The organism is Bacillus sp. LQ01, assembly GCF_057624735.1.
Window position 1 is genome coordinate 556,464 of the sequence record NZ_JBYEZL010000001.1, and the last position, 25,469, is coordinate 581,932.

The window sequence follows — 25,469 nt, forward strand, 5'->3', positions numbered from 1 at the left end:
AATCGAAAATGAACGTATATATGGATGATCAAAGAAGTTGCCCGTTCGGGTATGTGCCCGCAACTACAGTAGAATGTGCTTTGCAAATGGTTCGGGATTATGATGTGAATATTCTTTCTCTTGATTTTAATATGGGATGGGGAGCGAAAAATGGACTAGATTTTGTAGAAGCTTTTTGTACAGAGGGGTTATATGTAAATGAAATTCACTTTCATACGAATGATGTCATCGGTATGCACAAGATGAAACAGAGAATGGATAAGGGAAAGGAAGAAGGAGAAATTACTCCTCACCTTGTTATTAAATACGTGGGAAGCTAAAAACTCCAAAGTAAAACTTTGGAGTTTTTAATGTTTCATATGGGCTTGTAAAGGAATAATCTCTTCTTGTTGAGCTGTTGCGATTTCAGTTTCTTCCTGTTGAACTTCAGGCGTTTTCTTTGTTAAGTAGTGGTATACCATACCGACAAATACTGATCCGCCAATAATGTTACCAATTGTAACAGGAATTAAGTTATGAATAGCACCTGAAAAAGAAATTGTCTCAGGATGCGGTGAAACTAAAGATAAAGCAAAGAGTGATAAGTTTGCAATACTATGTTCGTAACCAGATAAGAAGAATGTGAAAACAAGTAGCATCATGACCATTATTTTTGCTGTGTCACCTTTAACCTGAGAAGGTAAGAAGCAAGCAAGACATACGAGCCAGTTACATAAAATGGCTTTAAAGAATAACTGCATCGTAGGTGTATTCATCTTTCCTTCAACGACTTTACTCATTAAGTGACCGTGATCAATTGCTTCAAAAATTCCAGTTGCGTAAAATAGTAAGGCAAAGAATAATGCGCCGGCTAAGTTACCTGCATAACAAGCAACCCAGTTACGAAGTGTATCAGAAATCGTTGTTTCTTTTCTTAAAGTTGCGACAGTAAAGTACATTGTGTTCCCAGTAAACAATTCAGCACCGCCATATATAATAAGTACGAGAGCAATCCCGAAAAACATAGAAGCGGCTAAATAAGTTGCTGGTGAATCTGCAATGTGAAAAAAGTTACCTAATTTAAAACATAGTACAATAATAAAACCGATATAAATACCAGCAAGTGCAGCACGAATGAAATATTGCATTGGGTTTGTATCTAGTATTTTCTTTTTGCTTTTAGCCAGTTTGACAACATAATCTAGTCCTTGTTCTAGCATGAGTAATACGCTCCTTTAGTAAATCTTCTATAAATACTCCTTATATGAATAAAGTACATGGAATTGTTCTTACTTTCAATAAGTTTGTGCAATGTTTCACAAAAAGGACATACATACATTAAGAAAACGTTTACAAAAGGTAGTATAATGGAATTTTTTCTGGACATTGCGAGGAAGAAAGGAAAAAGAAAAAGCGCTGTAATTACAGCGCTTTTTCGTCTAAATTCTTTTCCACTTTTACTTCTACTTCTTTTGAGAAGAACCAACCACCAACTGCGATTCCGACTAATACAATCCAGAATGTAAGCTTCCACGGAGTGGATTCTGGGAATGAATGTGGAATTACATTTAATGCAGGATGTGCTAATGTATAAACTGCTAGCTTCACACCAACCCAACCTACAATTAAGAATGCTGCAGTTTCAAGCCCTGGTTTACGTTTTAAGATTTGTACGAAAGCAGTTGCTGCAAATCGCATAATGATTAATCCGATAAGTCCACCTACAAAGATAACAACGAATTGCCCAGTATCAAGACTACCAATTGTACCTAGTCCTGTTTTTGGTAAAGTCATTGCTAGTGCAACAGCAGCTAAAATTGAATCAACTGCGAAGGCGATATCAGCAACCTCAACTTTAAATACAGTCCACCAAAAGTTCTCTTGTTTTTTCTTTGCTTCTTTTTCTTCTGTTTCTTCATCTGTATTCTTTTTAACATATGTTTTAAATAAGTGATTACCAGCGATAAACATAAGGTAGATGGCACCGATTGCTTGCACTTGCCATACATCGACTAAGAACGAAATCATAAATAACGATCCAAATCGGAAAACGAATGCCCCCGCTAATCCGTAAAATAGTGCTTTCTTTCGTTTTTCTTCTGGTAAATGTTTTACCATAATTGCAAGAACAAGAGCGTTATCAGCCGCTAAAATCCCTTCAAGTGCAATTAGGATGAGTAATACCCAACCATACTCCAATAATAATGATACATCCATGTACATTCTCCTCTCATCTCTATAACTTCTAAATAAGTGAAGAATTTCCCCACTATTTAGTTTCCCCATACTCCTGCCTATTAACTTTGGGAGAATCTGGAAATGAATGCAAAAAAGACCTCTGCCGTTAATAGGCAAAGGTCTTGCTAGACATATGTAATAAAAATGCCAACAAAGCCGGAAGAACTAAGTTCTACGTAATGACGACTTTGTTTCCAAGATATATTCTTGGACGCTACTCCCCTTTGGAGATATGTTATTGTATTCTCATTATATGGATAATTTATACGGTTGTCAACCTGTTAAAATATCTTCATTCGGATATTTTATTTTTCGGTTCTTTTTACGAGCAAATGAAAATGCCAATGTTAAAGGACCCATTTTCCCAAAAAACATCATAAAAATAATAATCGCTTTTCCAATTATAGTTAAGTGGGGTGTTAAGTTCATACTGAGGCCAACAGTCCCAAATGCTGAAAATACTTCGAAAGCACTCATCAATAGAGGAACTCGTTCAGTAATACTCAAAATTAAAATAGCAAAAAAGATAAATGAAATAGAAATAATAGTAATGGTTAATGATTTGACAATGAGAGTATCTTTAATGGATTTTTTAAATACGACAATATCTTCTTGTTGTTGTAAAAATTTAAATACGCCAAAAAATATGATTAAAAATGTTGTTAACTTAATCCCCCCACCCGTTGAAGCACTACCAGCACCAATAAACATAAGTAGCATCATTAATAGTAGGGAAGGTTTTGACAATGTAGAAATATCAACTGTATTAAAACCGGCAGTTCGCGTTGAAATTGCTTGGAAATAAGAGGCCATTCCTTCTTCAAATGGGGTAAACCCTCTCATAGAAAGGGAGTTATGGAACTCGAATATAAAAATAAAAAGGGTAGCAATAATGTTGATGATTAGAGTAGAAGAGAGCATAAGTTTTGAATGTAGTGTAAGGTTTTTAAAGTTTTTCTTTCTTTTTATGTCTACGATCACTGTAAAACCAATTCCACCTAAAATGATGAGAGAGGAAATGACGAAATTGACAATAATGCTATGAGAATGGGACATTAAATTATCGCTCCACACAGAAAAACCAGCATTGTTAAAGGCTGAGATTGAATGGAAAAAACTATAATAGATCCCTTTGGTAACCCCGTATTTTGGTACCCACTCAAAAGAAAGAATTAAAGTAGCGATACATTCGACTGTAAAAGAGAATAAAAATAATGCTTTGGCAAGACGGATGACGCCGCCTATATTCGTTTGATTTAATGCTTGTTGCAGTAAAATCCGATTTTGAAGACCGATTTTTCTTCCGAGCATAATCGCAATTAAGACAGCAAAGCTCATAATACCAAGCCCGCCAACTTGTATAAGCGTTAAAATGATACATTGTCCAAACAAAGTAAATACTTTTCCAGTGTCCACAACACCAAGCCCTGTAACCGTACAAGCAGAAACTGTTGTAAATAAAGCATCGAGCCATGAAATAGACGTTGTTGTAGCAATTGGAAGCTTTAATAAGCATGTACCTATAATTGATAACATGATAAAAGACAAAGTAAGAACGCGGGGAGGACTCATACGAATGTTAATCCGTTTCATGTTATATATCGTTCCTTTCTGTTTGCTCTTACTAGTATGTGAAAAAGTCCGATTATGTATGTGAAAAATAGAAAGAGGCAGAGAATATCTGCCTCTAAGCCATATGTTATATTATTATCCACGTAATTGTTGTTGAGCTAAAGAAACAAGACGTTTTGTTACTTCACCGCCAACTGATCCGTTAGAACGAGATGCTGTATTAGACCCTAAGCTTACGCCGAATTCTTGTGCAATTTCATATTTAAATTGATCAAGTGCTTGTTCAGCACCTGGAACTAGTAATTTGTTTGTTTTTGCCATGATGATACACATCCTTATGAGTAATCCAGTCCAGATAAGTACTTATCTGAATTGGTACTGTTATTTTATGTGGAACCGGCGTGCTCATACGCGGAAGTAATCGGTGTGATTAGAAGTTATTGGATAGAAAAAAGAGTAGCAAATTTGCTACTCTTTTTTTAGTATTGTCGCTGTACCTTCCACGACAATATCATCCGATTGATTATATATATTTGTTTGCAACGTAATGATTTTTTTATCGTCACGCTTCTTAATAACCTCTGCCACAACGCGAAGTGTATCACCGATTTTGACAGGGGCACGGAATGAAACATTTTGGGATAAATAAATCGTATTTTTGCCTGGGAGTTTCGTTCCAAGGATGGTAGAAATAAAACTCGAAACGAGCATACCATGGGCAATACGTTCTTTAAACATTGTCGTTTTCGCAAAAGAATCTAAAATGTGAATAGGATTCACATCTCCAGTCAATTTTGCAAAATTGATAACATCTTCATCTGTAATTGTTTTTGTAAGGGATGCTTGATCACCGACTTGAATCTCATCATAGCGAAGCTCCGGAACAGTTTGTGCTTCTTGAAATGGATTCATTTTGTCCTCCTTCTTTTCCATATCGAAAAATGTTAGCCATCTTGATGTAGTAGGAGGAAGAAAGAGTTTTGTTTGTGCTGCGGTTAGCTCCCACATTTTTCTTACTTGATGGAAGTAAATAGATTTTTTGAGTTTTCCTCGAACTTTTTTGCGAGTTCCAACTGTTTTGACTTGAACTCTTCCAAAAAACCCTCTAACTGTTTTTGAGCCTCTTCACGTTGTAATTGTTGTTGCTCAATAAATTGTTTTGTTGTTTCTTCAAATTGACCGCTTGTTTGTGTAAGAATTGACAAAGATGTTTTTGTAGGAGAAACAGTAAGTTGATGCATATGAGCAGAAAGTTCCTTCCATTTGTCCTGCCACTCGTTAATTTGATCATTTAAGGAGTTTCCAGTTAATTGTTTCACGTAATCTGTATATTGGTTGTTGAACTGAGCAGTGAGTTGTTGTAGTTCTTTTTCTAGTTCATCTACTCCTGATGTTAATTTATGCAAAGCGTCTTGTTGTTGTTTTAATGTTTCTAAAGTAAGCTGCTCTAATTGTTTCCCAGCTGAAGAGAAAAGGGAAAGTGATTGAGACCAGTTTTTCCAAAATGCATCGACTAATTCGTATGGTTTAGTTTCCATTGTTTGACCCCCAAATGTTTTTTTGCATATTGTGAACGCAGATTACTCTGCTGTACCACCAGGTGAAGATGAAGAATCCTTTTCATCCTTTTCTGGAGAAGTAGAAAATGGAAAGAATGCATTGGTGTATAACGTGAAAAACGTTCGCAACATATTTTGATAATGTTCAAAAGAAGTCGCACATGTTGTTAAATATTGCTCTCCATATTCAGTTAAAGAATAAATTCTTTTTGCCGGCCCTCCATCGCTTGTATCCCAAGTAGAAGAAATAAGGTTTTCTTTTTCTAATTTGCGTAGTGTTCTATAAACATTACCTTGGTCAACAGAAGAAAAGCCGATATCCATTAGCATTTGAATAAGTTTGTAACCATGAAGACTCCAGTCTTTTAGACAGAGAAGTAAGAAGGGAACTAAGAAGTTTTTTGGCATGGAGTTTGGTTGCTTCGCTTGGTTGCTCTCCAAACTTTCGCGTTGTTCTGGTTCATTTTGTAGCATGATTGTGCATCACCTCATGAATCAGTTAGATGGAATTTTTTGCTTATAAGTGCAATTTACACCTATCTGTTTTTAAAGTCAACACATTTGTTAGAAAATAGAAAAAAATAAAATATAGACTTGAAGTTTTATTCAGAATATTAGAAAATAGTGAATAGGTTGAATTGTTTCAAAAACGAAAAAGGGAGTGTAGGTAAAGTGATTGATCAAAAATTCGATCCACTACAAGCATGGAAAAATGCTTATGAACAAACCGAAACATTTTGGGGAAAAGCGCTCAATGAAACAATTAAAACAGAAGAATATTCTGCTTGGATGGGCAGCGTTCTAGATTTGAATTTGTTTTATCAAAAAGCATTAAATGATACGACAAAAAACTATTTAGAACAAGTAAATGTGCCGACGAAAGAGGATATCGCAAGAGTAGCTACGCTAGTTATTAACTTAGAAAATAAAGTAGATAACATTGAGGAGTTTCTAGAGGAGAAAGTCGATTCTTTAGGACAAGCTCCTACATTAAAGCGTGATGTGACGAAAGTGAAACAAGATATTCGTACGCTTGAAACAAAAGTAGATCAAATTTTAGAATTGCTAGAAAAGCAAAATGCAGTACTAGCTAAACTACAAGTACCTGTAAAAGAAGAGGTAAAGCCTGCGAATAAGCCAGAAAATAAAAAATGATAAAAGCGCTTGTTTATAACAGATAAAAGAGAGAGGGAGAATCTCTTTTCACGTATAAACAGCGAAACATAATTATATATGGACTCTATAGTATGAGTACTAAAATGATTCATAACAATCGTTCACAAATTCATTTAAGGGGGAAAAGAAATGGTTCAATTAAATGGAAAAGTAGCAATCGTAACAGGTGGAGCAAAAGGAATTGGAAAAGCAATTACAGTAGCATTAGCACAAGAGGGAGCAAAAGTAGTTATTAACTATAATAGCAGTAAAGAAGCAGCTGAAAATTTAGTGAATGAATTAGGAAAAGACGGACATGATGTTTATGCAGTGCAAGCGGATGTTTCTAAAGTAGAAGATGCAAACCGACTTGTAGAAGAAGCTGTGAATCATTTTGGTAAAGTTGATATTCTTGTTAATAATGCTGGTATTACAAGAGATCGTACATTCAAAAAGTTAAATCGTGAAGATTGGGAGCGCGTAATTGACGTGAATTTAAGTAGCGTATTTAATACGACAAGCGCTGTTCTTCCATACATAACAGAAGCGGAAGAAGGAAGAATTATTAGCATTTCTTCTATTATTGGTCAAGCAGGTGGATTTGGCCAAACAAACTACTCAGCAGCAAAAGCAGGTATGTTAGGATTTACAAAATCATTAGCGTTAGAACTTGCAAAAACAAATGTCACTGTAAACGCTATTTGCCCAGGATTTATTGATACTGAAATGGTAGCAGAAGTACCAGAAGAAGTACGTCAAAAAATCGTTGCAAAAATCCCGAAAAAACGTTTTGGTCAAGCCGATGAAATTGCAAAAGGTGTAGTATACCTATGCCGTGACGGTGCGTATATCACAGGTCAACAATTAAACATTAACGGCGGATTATATATGTAATGAAGTAAGAAAAAAGTGCATATCCATAGCAGGAATGCACTTCTTTTTTTAAGAAGGAAATCGACCAAAAAGGAGATAAAAAAATGACTACATTCGCAACAGAATGGGAAAAGCAATTAGAGCTATACCCAGAAGAGTACCGAAAAGCATACCGCCGAGTGAAAAGGGCGAGTGAAATTTTATTACGTGAACCAGAGCCGCAAGTAGGGTTAACGCCGAAAGAGGTTATTTGGACGAAGAATAAGACGAAGCTTTATCGCTACATTCCAAAACAAGAAAAAACACAAAGAGTTCCAATTCTGTTAATATATGCCCTTATTAATAAACCATATATTATGGATTTAACTCCTGGAAATAGTTTAGTGGAATATCTAGTGGATCGTGGTTTTGATGTGTATATGCTTGATTGGGGCACATTTGGTTTAGAAGATAGTCATTTGAAATTTGATGATTTTGTGTTTGATTATATTGCAAAAGCAGTAAAAAAAGTAATGCGAACTGCAAAATCGGACGAGATTTCTTTACTTGGTTATTGCATGGGTGGAACGCTAACTTCTATTTATGCAGCACTTCATCCGCACATGCCAATTCGTAATTTAATTTTCATGACAAGTCCTTTTGATTTCTCTGAAACAGGATTGTATGGCCCTCTATTAGATGAGAAATACTTCAATTTAGATAAAGCGGTTGATACATTTGGAAATATTCCGCCAGAAATGATTGATTTCGGAAACAAAATGTTAAAGCCAATTACGAACTTTGTTGGTCCATATGTTGCTTTAGTAGATCGTTCAGAGAATGAGCGCTTCGTCGAAAGCTGGAGATTGGTTCAAAAGTGGGTTGGTGATGGTATTCCGTTCCCAGGTGAATCATACAGACAGTGGATTCGTGATTTTTATCAAAATAATAAGTTGGTTAAGGGTGAACTCGTTATTCGCGGACAAAAGGTAGACCTTGCAAATATTAAGGCGAATGTCTTAAATATTTCCGGGAAACGTGATCATATCGCTTTGCCATGTCAAGTAGAAGCATTACTAGACCATATTTCTAGCACAGATAAACAATATGTATGTTTACCAACAGGGCATATGTCTATCGTTTACGGTGGAACAGCTGTAAAACAAACATATCCGACGATTGGAAATTGGCTTGAAGAGCGTTCTAATTAAAAATAAAAAAATCCAACTAGCTTATGTTAGTTGGATTTTTTTATGAAAAATAACAAAACATAGAAAGGAGAAATTTATATTTTAGGAGTATAATTATGAAACTTATGATGGGTAAGTTGTTTTGGAATACAGGAGTTTCTGTACCTTGTTATCCACTGTTAGAAAATGATATGATATGTGATGTGCTCGTAGTTGGAAGCGGCGAAGCCGGTGCTCATATAGCGCATTCGTTAGCGAAAATTGGCATGAGTGTTACACTTATTGAAAAAAGAGCAATTGCGTGTGGTAGCACAGCTGCTAATACAGGTTTACTACAATTTCTTCATGATAAATCGTTAACCTCTCTTATCCATACATTTGGTAAAGAAAAAGGGGTACGAGCATATAAGCTTTGTTATGAAGCGCTAAGAACAATGGAAGAGGTTATACCGACTCTTGATATTAATCCCCATTTTATTCCGCGAAATAGTTTATATTATGCAAGTAAAAGTGAGGATGTCTCATTTTTACAAGAGGAATATAATACGTTACAGAATTATGGATTTCCAGTTGAATATTTTACAGAAGCTGATATTAAGAAACGTTATTCTTTTGCAAAACAAGCAGCGTTATATACGCAAGGTGATGCTGAGGTGAATCCGTATTTACTAGCGTATAGTTTTTTGCATAAAGCAAACCAAATGGGAGCTAATATATATGAACATACAGAGGCAATACATATAAAAAAACGCAAAAATGATTTAATTTGTTACACGAAAACAGGAAATCAAATTGTAGCAAAGAATATTATTATGGCGACAGGTTATGAGGCGCTTTTTGGAAAGAAAGAAAAAAATACAACAGTAGACACCTCTTATGCAATTGTAACAAATGAAATAGATCAATTTGAAGGCTGGCATGAGCGATCGTTAATTTGGGAAACGGCACGGCCCTACTTATATTTTCGAACGTATCGAAACCGCATTATTGTAGGCGGATTAGATGAAGCGCTACAAATTCAAACAATTGGTGATACGAAATTATTGCATAAGCGTGATATCCTTATTAATATTGTAAAAGAGATGTTCCCGCAGTATAAAAATATACAGGCAGACTACTATTGGGCAGCCGCATTTGGTGGTACTCATGATGGTCTCCCCATTTTAAAAGAAGACGAAAAGATACATAATTTGTTTTATGCATTGCCGTATGGAGGTAATGGAACTGTATATGGAATGGTCTTTGCCAAATTATTTGAGCAGTTATTTACAAATAAAGAAAGTAAAGATTTTTCTTTATTTAATCGATAGAAAAAAGGTAGCGAAGTGATGGAATGAGAGATATAAAAAAGTTTTTACAAAAATTACGTCCTGTACAACTCATCGTTTTGTTTTATTTATTAGCGGTAGTTGTATCGGTGATATTGCTTAGTTTACCGTTTGTTACGAAGCCTGGTGTGAAATGGACATTTATAGATGCGCTTTTTACATCGGTTAGTGCGGTAAGTGTTACGGGACTGTCTGTTATTACGATTTCAGATACGTTTACTACAGCAGGAATTATTGTTTTAGCTCTTATTTTACAATTAGGCGGCTTAGGAATTATGGCGCTTGGGACATTTGTTTGGATCATTACGGGGAAAAAGATTGGTTTGCAAAGAAGAAGATTAATTATGGCAGACCATAATCAAGGAAATTTATCGGGTCTCGTAGAATTGATGCGTTCTATTTTAATTGTAATTATTTCAATAGAACTTATTGGAGCAATCTTATTGGGGACAAGATTTTTACTTTACTTTCCGACTTGGCAAGAAGCTTATTTTCACGGTTTCTTTGCAGCTGTTAGTGCGACTACGAACGGCGGATTTGATTTAACAGGACAATCATTAATTCCGTATAAAAAAGATTATATTGTTCAAATGATTCATATGTTACTAATTATTTTAGGAGCGATTGGTTTCCCTGTGCTAATGGAAGTGAAACAATTCCTTAGTAAAAGGAGACAACAATTATTCCGTTTTTCATTATTTACAAAATTGACGACAACAACATTTTTTGCACTCGTTGTTGTTGGTACAATTATGATTTTTTTACTGGAGAGAAATCATTTTTTAGTAGGAAAGTCATGGCATGAAACTGTATTTTATACATTATTCCAATCTGTGACGACGCGAAGTGGTGGACTTGCAACAATGGATATACGTGAATTATCACAACCGACGCTTTTATTTATGAGTATATTAATGTTTATAGGGGCATCTCCAAGTTCGGTTGGGGGCGGAATACGTACAACTACATTTGCTGTTAGTATATTGTCACTATACACCTTTGCAAGGGGCGGTAGAACAGTTAGAGTCTTCAAACGTCAGCTACATGAAGAGGATGTACTGAAAGCATCTGTCGTTATGACGATGGGGATTTTGTTATGTGCTACTGCGCTATTCATTTTATCTATTACGGAAAATGTACCGCTTATGAGCTTAATTGTTGAAGTTTGTTCTGCTTTCGGAACGACGGGACTATCAACAGGTGTCACGCCTGATTTAACAACTGTTGGGAAACTTGTACTTATTGTGCTTATGTTTATCGGACGCGTTGGTATTTTAACATTTATTTTAGCTAGTGGTGGAAGGGAACAACCACCTCGCTATAAATACCCGAAAGAGCGGATTATTATTGGATAGTATGAAACCATTCTACCTACGTTAGGTAGAATGGTTTTTTAGTCGTTAATTCCAAATTGTGGATGCATGAAAGCTTCATCTTTATTATCCGCTTCGTTTTTTAGCAACTCTTGATTTTCTTCTGAAATCCACCCAATATCATTTGTAGGATGGATCCACTCATCGCCAGCCATAATGGCAGGATCTACTTCATCACTCCAATTGTTAAGCGGACTGTTCTCGGAATTATATTTACTGTCTCCAATTACAACATTATATTGATTCACAAAAGGTTGTTGCATCGTTTTTCCTGTTCCTTTAAAAGATGGAAAATTCATTTGATGCGGGAGCGTTTCGTCTAAAATGGGTGATTGAATCTTTTCTTTTTTCTTCAAAATTATCGCTCCTTTTTATAATGATTTCTTCATATGTAGTATTTCCATCTAACGCCTCTTATGTACTTGTTAACACTTGCCAGTAATAATTATTTTAAGTTGTTTCAAACTAGAGTAGAAAGTGATTTCTTGAGAGCAGGTGAATGTATTGGTAAAAAGAAAAGTGAAACAAAATGCGGCAATCAATAATAATAAAACTCCGAAAGAAAGCTTACCAGATGCAGAATTTGCATTAGAGTATGAAGGAGAAAATAGCGCAAAGTATGCGAATCGTAATTCAAAAAAAGGGAAACAAAAATGAGGCGTTTTTTACAAACGCCTCATTTTTTTGTGGGATTATAAAGGTTTTTTTAATTATTTGTAAATTTAGTGTTTTCTATGAGCAGAAAAATGCGAAAAAACATAGAAGTAGCAACGTATTACACAAAAACAAACAACAAACAAAAGATTAATGTTGGTTTAATACTGCTTTTACACTAGTTGTTTATATTTGAGTTGTACATAAGATTTGTAAAAGGAGAGAGAAACAGTGAAAAAAACAATCTTTAAAGCTGTAGCGACTGGAATGGTATTTTCGTTATTAATGGGGTGTGGTGCAAAGAAGGAAGAAAGTGCTGGAGCGAAAGTGAAAGATGACAAATTATCTGGATCATTAACTGTTTACACAGCAATTGAAGAAGAGCTTGTACCAATTTATCTTGATTCCTTTAAAAAGAAATATCCTGATGTGAAATTGAACATTGTACGTGATTCAACAGGAGTTATTACTGCGAAATTGCTAGCTGAAGGGAAAAATACACAAGCAGATGTTGTATGGGGAACTGCGGCATCAAGTCTATTAGCTTTAGATAAAAAAGATATGTTAAAAGGATACTCTCCAAAAGGAGCAGATCGTGTTCTTCCACAATTTAAAGATGATAAGCAACCTGAAAAATGGGTAGGAAATACTGCATTTATGACGGGGATTGCTGTAAATAAAGAAGAGTTAAAGAAGAAAAATTTACCGATGCCAGAATCATATGAAGATTTAACGAAACCAGAGTATAAAGGAACACTTGTTATGCCACATCCAGCATCATCTGGAACAGGATTTTTAACAGTTTCTGCATGGCTACAAATCATGGGTGAAGATAAAGGCTGGGATTACATGAAGAAACTTCATGATAATATGGCAAGTTATACGCATTCAGGATCAAAACCAGCGAAATTAGCAGGAGCGGGTGAATATCCAGTTGGCGTATCAATGGTTTATAGTGCTTTGAAAGAGAAACAAAAAGGTGCACCAGTTGAAGTTGTATTGCCGAAAGAAGGATTAGGTTGGGAAGTAGAAGCGAACGCACTTATTAAAAAAGATAATGCAAAAAATGAAAAATTAGCGCAAGCATTTTTAGATTGGGCGATTACTGATGATGTAATGAAGTTATACTTCGAGAAAAATGGATTTGCGACAATTAAAAATGATTATAAACTTCCAGATGGATTCCCTAAAGATGTAACAGAAAAGTTATACAAAAAGAATGACTTTAAGTGGGCAGCAGAAAATCGTGACAAAATTTTAGAAAAATGGGAAAAAGAGTTTGGACAAAAAGCAGAACCGAAAAAGTAAGTGAGTGGGAGAGAGAAAAAATGAGCGAATATTTATCAATTCAACACATTCAAAAACAGTTTGATGCATTTACAGCGTTAAAAGATATTTCTTTTACTGTGAACAAAAATGAGTTTGTATGTTTATTAGGCCCAAGTGGTTGTGGGAAAACGACATTGCTTCGAATTTTAGCAGGTCTAGAAGAGGCAACAACAGGTAGTATAGCTGTGAATGGAAAAGATATTACAGCATTACCTCCTGGAAAGAGAAATTTCGGAATGGTGTTTCAATCGTATGCATTATTTCCGAATTTAACAGCACTTGAAAATATTGAATACGGCTTAAAGACAAAAAAATATGGAAAAGCAGAAGTAAAAGAGAAAGCGCTAGAGGCGTTAAAACTTGTAGATTTACTGAATGTAAAAGATAAATATCCTGCTCAAATGTCTGGTGGACAACAGCAGCGAGTGGCACTTGCACGTGCGCTCGCTCTGTCTCCAGATATTTTGTTACTTGATGAGCCGTTATCTGCTTTAGATGCGAAAGTACGTGAAAAGTTACGTAGAGAAATGCGTGATTTGCAAGAGAAAGTAGGAGTAACAACTATTATGGTCACGCATGATCAAGAAGAGGCATTAACGATGGCTGATAAAATTGTTGTAATGAATCATGCGGAAATTATGCAGATTGGAACACCAGAGGAGATTTATCAAAGACCAGCCAATCCGTTTGTGGCAGATTTTATTGGTTCTATTAATTTCTTTTCGAAAAATAACGAAGAGCATGCAATTCGTCCTGAACATGTAACAATTGTACAAAAGGACGGTATTAAAACAGTTGTGGAAAGTATGGAGTTTCGTGGATCTGTATATCGGACGGAAGTGCGAGTCGTAGAAGAAAACACACACCTTTATAATGAGAAAATTGTAGTGGATATATTAGCATCAGAAGTAGAAGTAGCTGATATTAGAAAAGGAAAGCCGATTCAAATCTCTTTCTCAGAAAATCATATGTTGTCATATGGAAAGAAGGTCATTGTATAGATGGAGATGTTAGAAAACTACAAGGTAGAAAGTGCGAAAAAAAAGATTAAGAGAAGTATAGGGAAAGAGGAATGGATCCAAAGGCTTGTAATTATCGGTATGATTCTTTCCTTCCTTATCATACTTGTATTACCACTATTACAACTATTTACACAAGCTTTTTATAATAAAGATGGAGTTTTCATTGGTTTAGCGAATTTCAGTAAATATTTCACAACACCGACTTTAGTTCAGTCTTTACAAAATACGGTATGGATTTCGGGCGCAACAACAATTATTTCAGTTTCAATTGCATTCGTTTACGCATATGCAATTGCCCGTACGAATGTTTTTGGAAAGCGTGTATTTCAGTATGTAGCGTTATTACCATTGTTTGCACCAACGATGATGCATGGTATAGCACTTACATATTTATTTGGTAATCAAGGGCTAGTAACGAAAGGAATGTTTGGGTTATTTGAAGGTATACAAATCCCTTTATATGGACCAGTAGGAATTGTAATAGCTGAAGTTATGTATACATTTCCGCAAGCCTTTCTCATATTACTAATTGCCTTTCAAGGATCCGATTATCGTTTATATGAAGCTTCTAATATGCTAGGGGCGAGTAAAACAAAACAATTTTTCACGGTTACTTTACCTAGTGTAAAGTACGGATTAATTAGTGCAATGTTTGTTGTGTTTACACTTAGTTTCACTGATTTTGGGGCACCAAAAATTGTTGGTGGACAATATAATGTGCTTGCTACTGACGTATACAAACAAGTAATTGGACAGCAAAATATGTCGATGGGTGCAACAGTTGGAATGATTTTATTAATCCCAGCTATATTCGCATTTGCAGTTGATCGTATTACGCAAAGAAAGCAGGCGAATTTCTTATCTTCAAAAGCAGTACCATACAGAATAATAGCTAATAAGAAAAGAGATGTCATCTCATTCATATACTGTAGTGTGATTACATTTATGATCATTCTGTTATTTGTGGCAGTTGGTATTGCTGCAAGTGTGAAAGTATGGCCATATAATATGAGTTTTACATTTGAGCATTTTAATTTTTCGAGTTTAACAGGAGATGGACTTGAAGCATTTAAAAATAGCGTAATTGTTTCAGCAGTTACAGCAGTTATTGGGGCGATTTTAACATTTGTATTTGCATATGCAATTGAGAAAATAGACCAGCTACAATTCTTCCGAAAAACAGGTTACTTTTTCTCTATCGTTCCTTTAGCCATACCAGGTTTAGTACTCGGATTAGGATATGTCTTTTTCTTTAGTCAACCAACGATTCAAATTTTGGGACTATCAGTAACGAACCCGTTTCATTCTTTATACGGAACAATCGCTGTGTTAGTACTAGTAAATATCATTCATTTTTATTCTGTAACATTTGTCACGGCAACGACTGCTTTAAAGAAATTAGATCGAGAGTTTGAGCTTGTTTCGCAGTCGATGGGTATTCCGTTTTATAAAACATTCTTTAGAGTAACGGTACCAATGTGTTTACCAGCAATTTTAGAAATGGTAATGTACTACTTCGTAAATTCAATGGTAACTGTATCGGCAGTTGTATTCCTATATGCAGCTGATTTTAAACTAGCTGCCGTATCAATCGTAAATATGGATGATGCAGGAAATGTGGCGCCAGCAGCTGCAATGAGTGTGCTTATTGTTGTTACAAATATTGTAGTAAGAGTTGTATATGAATGGGGAACGAAAGCACTTCGTAACCGAACTTCACAATGGCAAAAAAGATAAGTAAGAAAGGTGATGGACAGAATGAAAATTGAAGCAGTTATTTTTGATTGGGCAGGGACAACAGTTGATTACGGATGTTTTGCACCACTAGAAGTATTCATGGAGATTTTTCATAAACGGGGTGTAGCAATTACAGCAGAAGAAGCTCGTAAGCCAATGGGGTTATTAAAAATAGATCATGTAAGGGCACTTACTGAGATGCCTCGTATTGCGAGTGAGTGGAATCGTGTTTTCCGACAATTACCAACAGAAGCAGACATTCAGGAGATGTATGAAGAATTTGAAGAGATTCTCTTCGCTATTTTACCGCGCTATGCTTCGCCGATTAATGGAGTAAAAGAAGTGATTGCTTCTTTACGTGAAAGAGGAATTAAAATTGGTTCAACGACTGGTTATACGAGAGAAATGATGGATATTGTAGCAAAGGAAGCAGCGTTACAAGGATATAAACCTGATTTTCTTGTTACGCCAGATGATGTTCCAGCAGGCCGTCCATATCCATGGATGTGCTATAAAAATGCAATGGAACTTGGTGTGTATCCGATGAACCATATGATAAAAGTTGGGGACACAGTATCAGATATGAAAGAAGGTAGAAATGCTGGAATGTGGACAGTTGGTGTAATTCTTGGCAGTAGCGAGCTCGGTTTAACGGAAGAAGAAGTGGAGAAGATGGATTCGGTAGAACTTCGTGAAAAAATAGAAGTAGTTCGCAATCGTTTCGTTGAAAATGGGGCGCACTTTACGATAGAAACGATGCAGGAACTCGAAAGCGTAATGGAACATATCGAGAAACAAGAACTTATTATTTCATAAAAGGGGAATAGGATCATGACTGAAAATCACTACTTATTATTAACACCAGGACCATTAACGACAACAAAATCAGTAAAAGAAGTTATGCTATACGATTGGTGTACGTGGGATGATGAATATAATACGATGGTGCAAGAAGTAAGAGCTAAACTTGTATCGTTAGCGACGAAGGAAGAAGAGAAATATACAACAGTGTTAATGCAAGGAAGCGGTACGTTTTCAGTTGAAGCAGTAATTGGTTCTGTTATTCCGGCAAATGGGAAGATTCTCGTTTGTACAAATGGTGCGTACGGTAAGCGCATTGTGCAAATGGCAGAGATGTTACAGATTGATGTAGTGGTCAGTCAAACAGAAGAGTGGGAACCTACTAATATTGTAGAAGTAGAGAAGTTATTGCAAGAAGATAAAGAGATTACGCATATTGCAGTTGTTCATTGCGAAACGACGACAGGCATTATAAATCCAATTGTAGATGTATGTAAATTAGGAAAACAGTATGGAAAGGTTACAATTGTTGATGCGATGAGTAGTTTCGGCGGGATTGAAATAGACATTGCGGATTTACAAATTGATTTTTTAATTAGTAGTGCGAATAAGTGTATTCAAGGGGTTCCTGGATTCGGATTTGTAATCGCAAAACGTGATGAATTATTGAAGTGTAAAGGGCAAGGACGCTCTTTATCTCTTGATTTATATGATCAATGGGAAACGATGGAAAAACAAAATGGGAAATGGCGTTTTACTTCACCTACACATGTTGTACATGCTTTTTATCAAGCACTACTTGAACTAGAAAAAGAGGGAGGAGTAAGAGCGCGTTACAATCGATATTACAACAATCAAAAACTACTAGTAAATAGAATGGGAGAAATCGGATTTAAGCCACTAGTAGATGAGGAATACCAATCTCCTATTATTACATCTTTCATTTATCCAAAAGAGGGATTCGAGTTTCAACAGTTATATAACGAATTAAAGCGTTATGGATTTGTTATTTACCCTGGGAAAATTTCGAAAGTAGATACGTTCCGCATTGGAAATATCGGTGATGTACATGAACAAGATATTAATCGCTTAGTTGATTGTATTGCTAAAGGAGCTGTTATTGGGTGAAAGTGTTTTGCTTAGGTGGAGCAGGTAAAATTTGTCGCGAAGCTATTTTGGATTTAGTTCAATTTTCATCTTTTGAGACAATTACAGTAGCTGATTTTAACGAGGTAGAGGGCCGTAAAGTAGTAGAATGGCTCAACGACCCTCGTGTTGATTTTGTAAAAGTAGATGTAACGGATCACGAGGATACGGTTGCAAAAATGATTGGTTATGACATTGTAATGGACGGTACGACGATAAAGTTAAACAGATTGTCGACCCGCTGTATTGCAGAAGCAGGATGTCACGGTGTGAACTTAAATGGATTTGGTGAAGAAAATGAATCGCATGCTATATTTGTTGAAAATGAAAAGATATGTTTACCTGGATTTGGCATGACGCCGGGTGTAACGCAAATGATGGCAATGCATGCAGCAAATCAATTGGATACTGTAGAGTCTGTCCGTGTAAGTCACGGTTCGTATCGTCCGATTGCTTTTTCTGCATCAATTACAGAGACAACGACATATGAATATGATCCATATTTACCATCGCGTACAGTGTATGAAGATGGTGAATTTAAGCAAGTACCTCCGTTTGCGCGTCCGAGAGAAATAGAATTGCCAGAGCCTTATGGTAAGGCAACGCAGTATATCATTCCGCATTCTGAAACGATTACGCTAGCAAAGGCATTAGAAAATAAAGGTGTCAAACTGATAGAGACGAGAGGAACTTGGCCACAGCAAAATATGCAACTTGTACGTGCTTTATATGATTACGGCATATTGCGTAATGATCAGATTGAAATAAACGGGAAAGAAATAGGCATTATGGATTGTATTTCACAGTATTTATTGCAATCGAAAGAAGGGCAAGAAACAGAGCTTTATGGTTATGCACTTCATGTAGAAGTAATAGGTATGAAAAATAATGAGAAGCAAAGACATGTGTTATATCATACACATCCGTTATCTGATGGTTCTGTTGTAGGATGGGAAAAATTAAGAGCGTATACGAGAAACGTCGGTATTCCATTTGGGATTGCTGCAGAGTTAATTGCAAATGGAAATGTAAATAGGGTGGGTGTTGTTACGCCTGAAGAAGCCTTTGAAAATCCACAATTGATTTTTGATGAGCTAGCAAAGCGCGGTATTCATATTCATGAAGAAGTTTCTACTTATAAAGAAAATTATAGCTTTGTATAAGTAAGGACGTTTATAAGGGAGATATAAATGAGGTGAAGCTATGTCTGTAGTAGGAGAAGAAAGAAAGCGAACCATTCTTGAAAAGGTAGAATTTAAAGGGAAAGTAAAGGTTTCAGAATTAGCGAGAGAATTTGCTGTATCAACAGAAACGATTCGTCGATATTTAGAAGAATTAGATCGTGAAAAGAAGCTGAAAAAAGTGTATGGTGGAGCAGTTCAACTTCCAGGCGCTGGAGTAGAGGCACCAATGTTAGAAAGAGAAATGCTACATATAGAAGAGAAGAAAAGAATTGGTTATAAAGCAGCGACATTTGTAGAAGACGGTGATGTCATTGCAATTGATGATGGAAGTACACCGCTTCAAATGGTTCCATACCTTGTTCATCGTAAAAACTTAACGATTGTAACAAGTTCATTTCCAGTCGCAACACAATTAATTTCTTCTATTAATAAAAAGATGTTTCACGGTGAAGTTTTGTTTATAGGTGGAAAAGTATCTCCAAAGCATTCGCGTGTATCAGGGTCTATTTCTCAGCAAGTCATACAGCAATTTCATTTTCATAAAGCGTTCGTTTCGATTGATGGGTTATTACCTAGTTTTGGAGTTTCCAGCTTTGAATTAGAGAAAGCGAAATTGTCAGAGGCGATGATGAAATTAGCTGAGAAAACATATATTTTATGTGATCATACGAAGGTAGGCGTGAAAGGGAATTATCGTATAGCAGCAATTTCGCGTATTCAACACGTAATTTGTGATAAAAAAATGCCATATAGCTTTGAAGAAGAACTTAAGAAGCATAATATTCAGTGGACAGTTTGTTAAATACAGTGAAAGCACATAAACTCCCGCCTAATTTTTAGGAGGGAGTTTTATTATCTGTAAATCGTAAAATAAAAGATTTGCAGTTATGCAAAAAGTGGACACATTTTCTCACCTCTTTCATATAATTTACCAATACAAAAAAAGTTGGTCGAAGGAAAGAAGGGAGAACATGTCAGAACGAATATATAATAAACTTGTATTGTACGCGAATATTTTGCAAAAAATCGGTGTCATCAATGAGAAGGAAAAAAGTGAAATTCTTCATACGATAGGTAAAAAAGCCCTTTGAATAAAGGGCTTTTTTATTTTTTATCTTTAAAAATATAAATTTAATGCAATATTCTCATTGACAATGATAATGATATTCATTATCATTTATTTGTGGATAATTGATAATAATTATCAATTGTAAAGATTATATATGATAGGAGATATTATTTTGAAAAAAAATTACATGAAGGCGCTAGTAGTAGCGACAACATTAGCAATTCCATTTGCTACGTACTCTACTCCAGCATTAGCGGCATTAAAAGTTGAAGCAAATCAATCGGTAGCAGCAGCGAGTGATCGCACGTATGATACTGAGATTAAAATATATAAGGACCAAAAAGATGAGCCATCTATGGTTTCTCAATATATAAAAGATCCTAAAGTAACGATTGCAGCTGGCAAAAAAATTGTCACTGTAACAATGCAAGATAGTGATTATTTTCAATATCTTAGAATAGAAGATAGAAACCAGCCTGGTGTATTTCATGATGTGAAGGTTTTGTCAGAAGATAAGAGGAAGAATGGAACGAAAGTAGTTCAATTTGAAATTGGTGAGTTTGAGAAGAAGCACAATATGCAAATGCATATACTTATTCCAGCTATTGGATATGATCACAAATATCAAGTTCAATTTGAAATTAAAGATCCAACTGTAGGTAACAAAGAAACAGAGAAACCAGATGATAACTCTAATTCAGGCAATACGGAAACGGATAATCCAGTTGATAATCAAAATATGATAACAGATAACAAATTAAGAGAACTTGTGAATAAAAAAGTATTTAATAGAAAAGATTTAAATACACCAATTACGAAAGAAGAGTTATTACAAGTAAAGGATTTGTTTTTAAATACGAATGAGATACTTGATTATAGTGCATTAAAATATATGCCAAATTTAAAATCTTTAACAGTTGCGAATGCGAAGATAAAAGATCCGTCGTTCTTTGCGAACTTAAAGCAATTAAGTCATTTAGCTTTGCGTGGTAATGAATTTTCAGATGTAACGCCACTTGTTAAGATGGATAATTTAGAATCTCTTGATTTAAGTAATAATAAAATTACAAACGTTGCGCCACTAACTGAAATGAAAAATGTAAAAAGTTTATTTCTATCAGGCAACCAAATAGAAGATGTAACAGCATTAGCGAAAATGGAACAACTAGATTACTTGAATTTAGCAAATAATAAAATTACGAACGTTGCTCCATTAAGCGCTTTGAAAAATGTAACATACTTAACTTTAGCAGGTAATCAAATTGAAGATATTAAAGCGTTATATTCATTACCTTTAACAGACTTAGTATTAACACGTAATAAAGTTAAAGATTTATCCGGCATTGAGCAAATGAAGCAATTAGAAGAATTGTGGATCGGGAAAAACGAAATAAAAGATGTTACTCCTCTAAGTAAGATGACACAGTTAAAACAATTACACTTACCTAACAATGAGTTAAAGGATATTACGCCATTATCAAGTTTAGTAAACTTACAAAAGCTTGATTTAGAAGCGAATTATATTTCAGACTTATCACCAGTTAGTAATTTGAAAAAATTAGTATTTCTAAGTTTTGTTGCAAATGAAATCCGTGATGTCCGACCAGTTATAGAACTAAGTAAGACGGCTTATATTAATGTCCAAAATCAAAAAGTATTTTTAGAGGAAACAGAAGTAAATAAAGAAGTAAAAGTACCTATATATGAAAAAGATGGTGAGGTTTCTACGAAAATCCGTCTGAAGAGCGATAACGGTACGTATAGTAATGGTGTAGTGAAATGGAGTACACCAGGTGAGAAAATATATGAATTTGGTGTGAAAGATCCATTCGCGGATACAGGAATTTTCTTTACAGGGTCTGTTATTCAAAATGTAGTAGAAAGTAAAGACGGTAATACGTCTAAAGAAGATGAGAAAACAGAAGTGGTAGAATTTAAAGATGTACCAAAGGGACATTGGTCAGAAGAAGCAATTAATTACTTAGCGAAAGAAAAATTATTTATAGGCTATGGAAATGGTGAATTTGGATTTGGTGATAACATTACTCGTGGACAAGTAGCTCTTCTAATACAAAGGTATTTAAAATTAGAAAATAATCTAGTACCAAAAACGGCATTTACAGATACGAAAGGAAATATGTATGAAACGGCTATTGATGCAGTGGTTCAAGCTGGAATTATGACAGGCTATGGAAATGGTATGTTCCGTCCAGATGGAGTATTAACTCGATATGAAATGTCAGTAGTATTACAAAGAGTATTTCAGTTAAAAGAAAATGAAAATAGTGCAGAGAATTTTAAAGATATACCAAATGACCATTGGGCGAAAGGATATGTGAAAGCTTTAGTGGATAATAAAATATCAAAAGGCGATGGGGAAGGGAATTTTTTAGGAGATAATTTCGTAACACGTGAACAATATGCACAGTTTTTGTATAATGCAATAAAGAAATAAAGTGAAACTTTAATCAGTGGGGGTTTTGTTCATTCCCCACTGATTATTAGCCCTCACTAATCGGGCTGCCCGTTAATGCGGAATAAAAAATGAGGAAAATACGCTATTCTTTAATTAAAGAGTAGCGTATTTTTATGTACAAAATGAAATAGGAAATAGATAGGAGTATAGACATATGAATAGCCTATTTTAAAGAAGAACCACGAAACTATATTGACAAAAAAGCGTTCTCATGTGATAATTCAATTAATTTTTAGAATAATCAAAAAATATTCCTTTTACATAGAAAGGATTCGAACCTTATATGAATATTATGCCGGGGGTGACGAAATGTTATTTTTTCTGAAGAAATGGAATGAATTAAAAGATGTGAAATCTGAATTGGCACTTCGTGATTGGTTTTATGGTACCAAAATTAGCTTATCGCTATGTACGTCAAAAGAGCCGTTAACATTCTTAGTAAATGTTGAAGGAAGAGATAAAGGGCTATTTTCGGAAGAAGATTTTATTGTCGTAAATTGCATGTGCGAGTCAGTATTTGAAAATGAAGAAAAACCAGCTGCAGAGTCATTTATGCATGCGGATATTTATAAAAAAAGTAGTGCAGGATGTATTTTACAAGTGCAGACTGTAGATAGTCATTTAATATCAGAGTTATATGGGGAAGAAGGAGAAGTAACGTTCGATAAACGCAGTGTGGAGCGTGTTTTCGGAAAAGAAGGTATAACAGAAATGACAATTCCAATTGTAGAAGATGAAAAAAAATTCGCTGATTTATTAGAAAGGAATGTTCCGAATTTCATTGAAGGTGGAGGAGTAGTTCTTGTTCATAATTACGGCATGATTGTGTGGGGAAAAACGCCAGAAGAGGCGAAAAAATGGCTAGAGGGTATAGAATATTTAATGAACTATCATGTAAAGTTATTAATGATTAAGGGGGCAAGGAGCTCTGTTATATAAAAATGGATGTGATATAGCTACAAGTTAATAAATAAATGAAAGCGTTTTAAAAATAATTTCACTCATAAAATATAGGTCTCCTTATTATATATAGATTACATGTTGACATGTAAGGAGGAACATATTTTGCGAGTTAAATATCATTTTCTGCCAAAGCAGCAAGTAACATTTTGCAAAATAAATGATTCTGGTGAAGAGGCACTGCAAATGATGAACGAAACGGGATTTCGAGCCATCCCGGTATTAGCAGAAGATGAGAAGAAATTCACGGGGATTATTTATAAAGTAGATTTATTAGAAAAAAAATGCAATAGCGGATTAGAGCATGTAAGTGCAGGGGATATGCTCGACGATTCCAATGCATTTATTTTTGAAAAGGATTCCTTCTTCAGAGCCTTTTATGTAATTCGTCGGCTTCCGTTTTTAGCCGTGCTAAATGATTATAATGAATTTGTCGGTATGTTAACGCATTCGAATATATTTGATGTTATTGAAGATTCATTTGGTATGCGAACAGGTGGTTATATATTAACAATTGCAACACAAGATTGTAAGGGAACGATTAAAGAGCTTGGGACATTGTTAAAAGCATATAATATCGGTGGCCTATTTACGCTAGATAACGGTGATCAATATATCCGCCGCGTTATTGTAAATATATCAGATGAGTTAGATGAAACAAAATTAAAGCAATTAATCGGAAAAATAGAGAAAAAAGGATTCAGAGTGAGTCACGTAGATTATATTTAAGTTAAAAAGAAAAGTACCTATCTGTTATATATAGATAGGTACTTTTTTGTCCCACTATTTGTGGGTAGTAAAATCCACGCCTCAAAATTTGGTGAAAGCAAAGAAGTTAGGTGGGCGGGTGTTACCTGTAAAAGCCCAATTGGTGAGGGCTGATTATATGTGAGTAATGAACTTTATTTTGAAACAGGAGGCGGGGATAATGCTAGATCAGATAAGAAAATAAAGTCTGCATGCTCACGAATTTTAGGGATAGAAGTTTCAATAACGCGTGATGTAATTTCACCTGGGGGGCCCACATGCCCGATAGCTACCATAATAGGTTTTTCTTGAATTTTTTTGATGAGTAATTGGGCTTGTTTTGAAATATGTCCTGCTGTATACACATCATCAAAAAATAGTTGGTTTTCAATAATAGGAACTCCTAATTCTTTTCCGATTTTTGGGACGACACTATTAGGATTCGTTTTACTATCTAAGTAAAATAAACCGTGTTTTTTACAAGCAGCAAGTATAAGGCGAACAATTCTTTCATCCGCTGTTACTTTTGACCCCATATGATTGTTCATTCCAATTGCATGCGGTACTTCTTGAATGGCTTGTTCAAGTCGGTTGTTTATTTCTTCATCGCTTAAATCAGTTGTAATTGCTTTCGGCCCAAGCCATTCTTTTTTACCTTTTATAGGTTCCATTGGCATATGTATAATAACTTCATGGCCTTTCTTATGGGCAGCTATTGCGTCTTCTTTTGTGGAAGGAAGAAAAGGCATAACAGCAACAGTGAGTGGAATGGGAAGTGATAACATTTGATTAGTCCCCTTCATATTATTACCGAAATCATCAATGACAATAGCAACTTTATTCGTATGAGCATTTGCTTGAATAGGAAATAAGAAAGACGGTAAAAACAAAACAATGATGAATAATGCAATCGTATATTTTCGCATATAAATATTTCCTTTCTATTGTTATCCTGCTATTTGTGGGTAGTAAGACTCCCACCTCAACATTGGGCTGGATAGGTGGGAGATTCACTGCCTACCCGATTGGTGAATGCTAATTATCAGTGGGGGCTGAACAAAAAAACACTGATTAAAGTTTCACTTTATCAATCATCAT

At 35.1% G+C, this 25,469-nt stretch carries 26 protein-coding genes and 1 riboswitch; of the genes, 17 read left to right on the forward strand and 9 right to left on the reverse strand.

Translation table 11 applies throughout. The features are described from left to right. Positions 1-8: 8 nt before the first annotated feature. Complete coding sequence (locus AC22L0_RS02990; RefSeq protein WP_001103760.1) at positions 9-320, forward strand: cyclic-phosphate processing receiver domain-containing protein; 312 nt, start codon at positions 9-11, stop codon at positions 318-320. Between the two features lie 27 nt (positions 321-347). On the opposite strand, the gene AC22L0_RS02995 is transcribed toward AC22L0_RS02990, so the two are convergent. The 7 genes from AC22L0_RS02995 to phaQ form a co-directional block, all read right to left on the reverse strand. Next, positions 348-1,199 carry a formate/nitrite transporter family protein gene (locus AC22L0_RS02995; protein WP_000893027.1) on the reverse strand — a complete coding sequence of 284 codons (852 nt, stop codon included), beginning with the start codon at positions 1,197-1,199 and terminating at the stop codon, positions 348-350. A 202-nt stretch (positions 1,200-1,401) separates the two neighbouring features. Beyond that, a complete protein-coding gene (locus AC22L0_RS03000) occupies positions 1,402-2,196 on the reverse strand; it encodes a TerC family protein (protein ID WP_000383326.1) in 795 nt (264 codons plus the stop codon). An 82-nt stretch (positions 2,197-2,278) separates the two neighbouring features. Continuing rightward, a riboswitch (yybP-ykoY riboswitch) is annotated at positions 2,279-2,452 on the reverse strand. A gap of 38 nt (positions 2,453-2,490) precedes the next feature. Beyond that, positions 2,491-3,810 (reverse strand): TrkH family potassium uptake protein, encoded by a 1,320-nt coding sequence (locus tag AC22L0_RS03005; RefSeq protein WP_000822330.1) that lies wholly within the window; start codon positions 3,808-3,810, stop codon positions 2,491-2,493. A 114-nt stretch (positions 3,811-3,924) separates the two neighbouring features. Next, positions 3,925-4,110 (reverse strand): alpha/beta-type small acid-soluble spore protein, encoded by a 186-nt coding sequence (locus AC22L0_RS03010; protein ID WP_001140707.1) that lies wholly within the window; start codon positions 4,108-4,110, stop codon positions 3,925-3,927. A gap of 147 nt (positions 4,111-4,257) precedes the next feature. After that, positions 4,258-4,701, reverse strand: a complete 444-nt coding sequence (locus tag AC22L0_RS03015; RefSeq protein ID WP_001067916.1) for a MaoC family dehydratase — start codon at positions 4,699-4,701, stop codon at positions 4,258-4,260. Between the two features lie 101 nt (positions 4,702-4,802). Continuing rightward, positions 4,803-5,327: a polyhydroxyalkanoic acid inclusion protein PhaP gene (phaP, locus tag AC22L0_RS03020; protein WP_000448594.1), complete on the reverse strand. Its 525-nt coding sequence runs from the start codon at positions 5,325-5,327 to the stop codon at positions 4,803-4,805. Between the two features lie 42 nt (positions 5,328-5,369). Next, a complete protein-coding gene (phaQ, locus tag AC22L0_RS03025; protein ID WP_000939955.1) occupies positions 5,370-5,822 on the reverse strand; it encodes a poly-beta-hydroxybutyrate-responsive repressor in 453 nt (150 codons plus the stop codon). Positions 5,823-6,020: 198 nt separating this feature from the next. Between phaQ and phaR the strand changes: the two genes are divergently transcribed. From phaR to AC22L0_RS03050, 5 genes are all read left to right on the forward strand, one after another. Next, the gene (gene phaR, locus AC22L0_RS03030) at positions 6,021-6,503 is read left to right on the forward strand and encodes a polyhydroxyalkanoic acid synthase subunit PhaR (RefSeq protein WP_000566942.1); all 483 of its coding nucleotides are present in this window, start codon (positions 6,021-6,023) and stop codon (positions 6,501-6,503) included. A 150-nt stretch (positions 6,504-6,653) separates the two neighbouring features. Next, positions 6,654-7,397, forward strand: a complete 744-nt coding sequence (locus tag AC22L0_RS03035; RefSeq protein ID WP_000250407.1) for an acetoacetyl-CoA reductase — start codon at positions 6,654-6,656, stop codon at positions 7,395-7,397. A gap of 83 nt (positions 7,398-7,480) precedes the next feature. Further along, the gene (phaC, locus tag AC22L0_RS03040; RefSeq protein WP_000206336.1) at positions 7,481-8,566 is read left to right on the forward strand and encodes a class III poly(R)-hydroxyalkanoic acid synthase subunit PhaC; all 1,086 of its coding nucleotides are present in this window, start codon (positions 7,481-7,483) and stop codon (positions 8,564-8,566) included. A 95-nt stretch (positions 8,567-8,661) separates the two neighbouring features. Then, positions 8,662-9,855 (forward strand): NAD(P)/FAD-dependent oxidoreductase, encoded by a 1,194-nt coding sequence (locus AC22L0_RS03045; protein WP_000772518.1) that lies wholly within the window; start codon positions 8,662-8,664, stop codon positions 9,853-9,855. Positions 9,856-9,878: 23 nt separating this feature from the next. Next, positions 9,879-11,228 carry a TrkH family potassium uptake protein gene (locus tag AC22L0_RS03050; protein WP_001204707.1) on the forward strand — a complete coding sequence of 450 codons (1,350 nt, stop codon included), beginning with the start codon at positions 9,879-9,881 and terminating at the stop codon, positions 11,226-11,228. A gap of 38 nt (positions 11,229-11,266) precedes the next feature. Here the strand turns inward: AC22L0_RS03050 and AC22L0_RS03055 are convergent, their stop codons facing one another. Continuing rightward, the gene (locus AC22L0_RS03055) at positions 11,267-11,602 is read right to left on the reverse strand and encodes a DUF3905 domain-containing protein (RefSeq protein ID WP_000726027.1); all 336 of its coding nucleotides are present in this window, start codon (positions 11,600-11,602) and stop codon (positions 11,267-11,269) included. A 148-nt stretch (positions 11,603-11,750) separates the two neighbouring features. Here AC22L0_RS03055 and AC22L0_RS03060 point away from each other — a divergent pair, with 148 nt between their 5' ends. The 11 genes from AC22L0_RS03060 to cbpA all read left to right on the forward strand — a co-directional run bounded on the left by AC22L0_RS03060 (position 11,751) and on the right by cbpA (position 24,353). Next, the gene (locus tag AC22L0_RS03060) at positions 11,751-11,903 is read left to right on the forward strand and encodes a hypothetical protein (RefSeq protein ID WP_000240799.1); all 153 of its coding nucleotides are present in this window, start codon (positions 11,751-11,753) and stop codon (positions 11,901-11,903) included. Between the two features lie 228 nt (positions 11,904-12,131). After that, positions 12,132-13,208: a putative 2-aminoethylphosphonate ABC transporter substrate-binding protein gene (locus tag AC22L0_RS03065; protein WP_000750895.1), complete on the forward strand. Its 1,077-nt coding sequence runs from the start codon at positions 12,132-12,134 to the stop codon at positions 13,206-13,208. Positions 13,209-13,228: 20 nt separating this feature from the next. After that, positions 13,229-14,230, forward strand: a complete 1,002-nt coding sequence (locus AC22L0_RS03070) for a putative 2-aminoethylphosphonate ABC transporter ATP-binding protein (protein ID WP_000006190.1) — start codon at positions 13,229-13,231, stop codon at positions 14,228-14,230. Beyond that, positions 14,231-15,988: a putative 2-aminoethylphosphonate ABC transporter permease subunit gene (locus tag AC22L0_RS03075; protein ID WP_000425514.1), complete on the forward strand. Its 1,758-nt coding sequence runs from the start codon at positions 14,231-14,233 to the stop codon at positions 15,986-15,988. 21 nt (positions 15,989-16,009) lie between these two features. Continuing rightward, a complete protein-coding gene (phnX, locus tag AC22L0_RS03080) occupies positions 16,010-16,804 on the forward strand; it encodes a phosphonoacetaldehyde hydrolase (RefSeq protein ID WP_000687365.1) in 795 nt (264 codons plus the stop codon). Between the two features lie 15 nt (positions 16,805-16,819). Further along, complete coding sequence (gene phnW / locus AC22L0_RS03085; RefSeq protein WP_097994915.1) at positions 16,820-17,917, forward strand: 2-aminoethylphosphonate--pyruvate transaminase; 1,098 nt, start codon at positions 16,820-16,822, stop codon at positions 17,915-17,917. Next, positions 17,914-19,098: a saccharopine dehydrogenase family protein gene (locus AC22L0_RS03090; RefSeq protein WP_000862174.1), complete on the forward strand. Its 1,185-nt coding sequence runs from the start codon at positions 17,914-17,916 to the stop codon at positions 19,096-19,098. Before phnW ends, AC22L0_RS03090 begins: the two co-directional genes overlap by 4 nt. 40 nt (positions 19,099-19,138) lie before the next feature. Further along, positions 19,139-19,921 (forward strand): DeoR/GlpR family DNA-binding transcription regulator, encoded by a 783-nt coding sequence (locus AC22L0_RS03095; RefSeq protein WP_000117667.1) that lies wholly within the window; start codon positions 19,139-19,141, stop codon positions 19,919-19,921. Between the two features lie 421 nt (positions 19,922-20,342). Beyond that, a complete protein-coding gene (locus AC22L0_RS03100; protein ID WP_002060989.1) occupies positions 20,343-22,643 on the forward strand; it encodes an NEAT domain-containing leucine-rich repeat protein in 2,301 nt (766 codons plus the stop codon). Positions 22,644-22,973: 330 nt separating this feature from the next. Then, positions 22,974-23,603, forward strand: a complete 630-nt coding sequence (locus AC22L0_RS03105) for a class II aldolase/adducin family protein (RefSeq protein WP_000896005.1) — start codon at positions 22,974-22,976, stop codon at positions 23,601-23,603. A 126-nt stretch (positions 23,604-23,729) separates the two neighbouring features. Further along, positions 23,730-24,353: a cyclic di-AMP binding protein CbpA gene (cbpA, locus tag AC22L0_RS03110; protein ID WP_001264207.1), complete on the forward strand. Its 624-nt coding sequence runs from the start codon at positions 23,730-23,732 to the stop codon at positions 24,351-24,353. 173 nt (positions 24,354-24,526) lie between these two features. Here the strand turns inward: cbpA and AC22L0_RS03115 are convergent, their stop codons facing one another. Next, on the reverse strand, positions 24,527-25,297 hold the full coding sequence (locus AC22L0_RS03115) for a divergent polysaccharide deacetylase family protein (protein ID WP_001234107.1): 771 nt from the start codon (positions 25,295-25,297) through the stop codon (positions 24,527-24,529). Between the last annotated feature and the right edge of the window lie 172 nt (positions 25,298-25,469).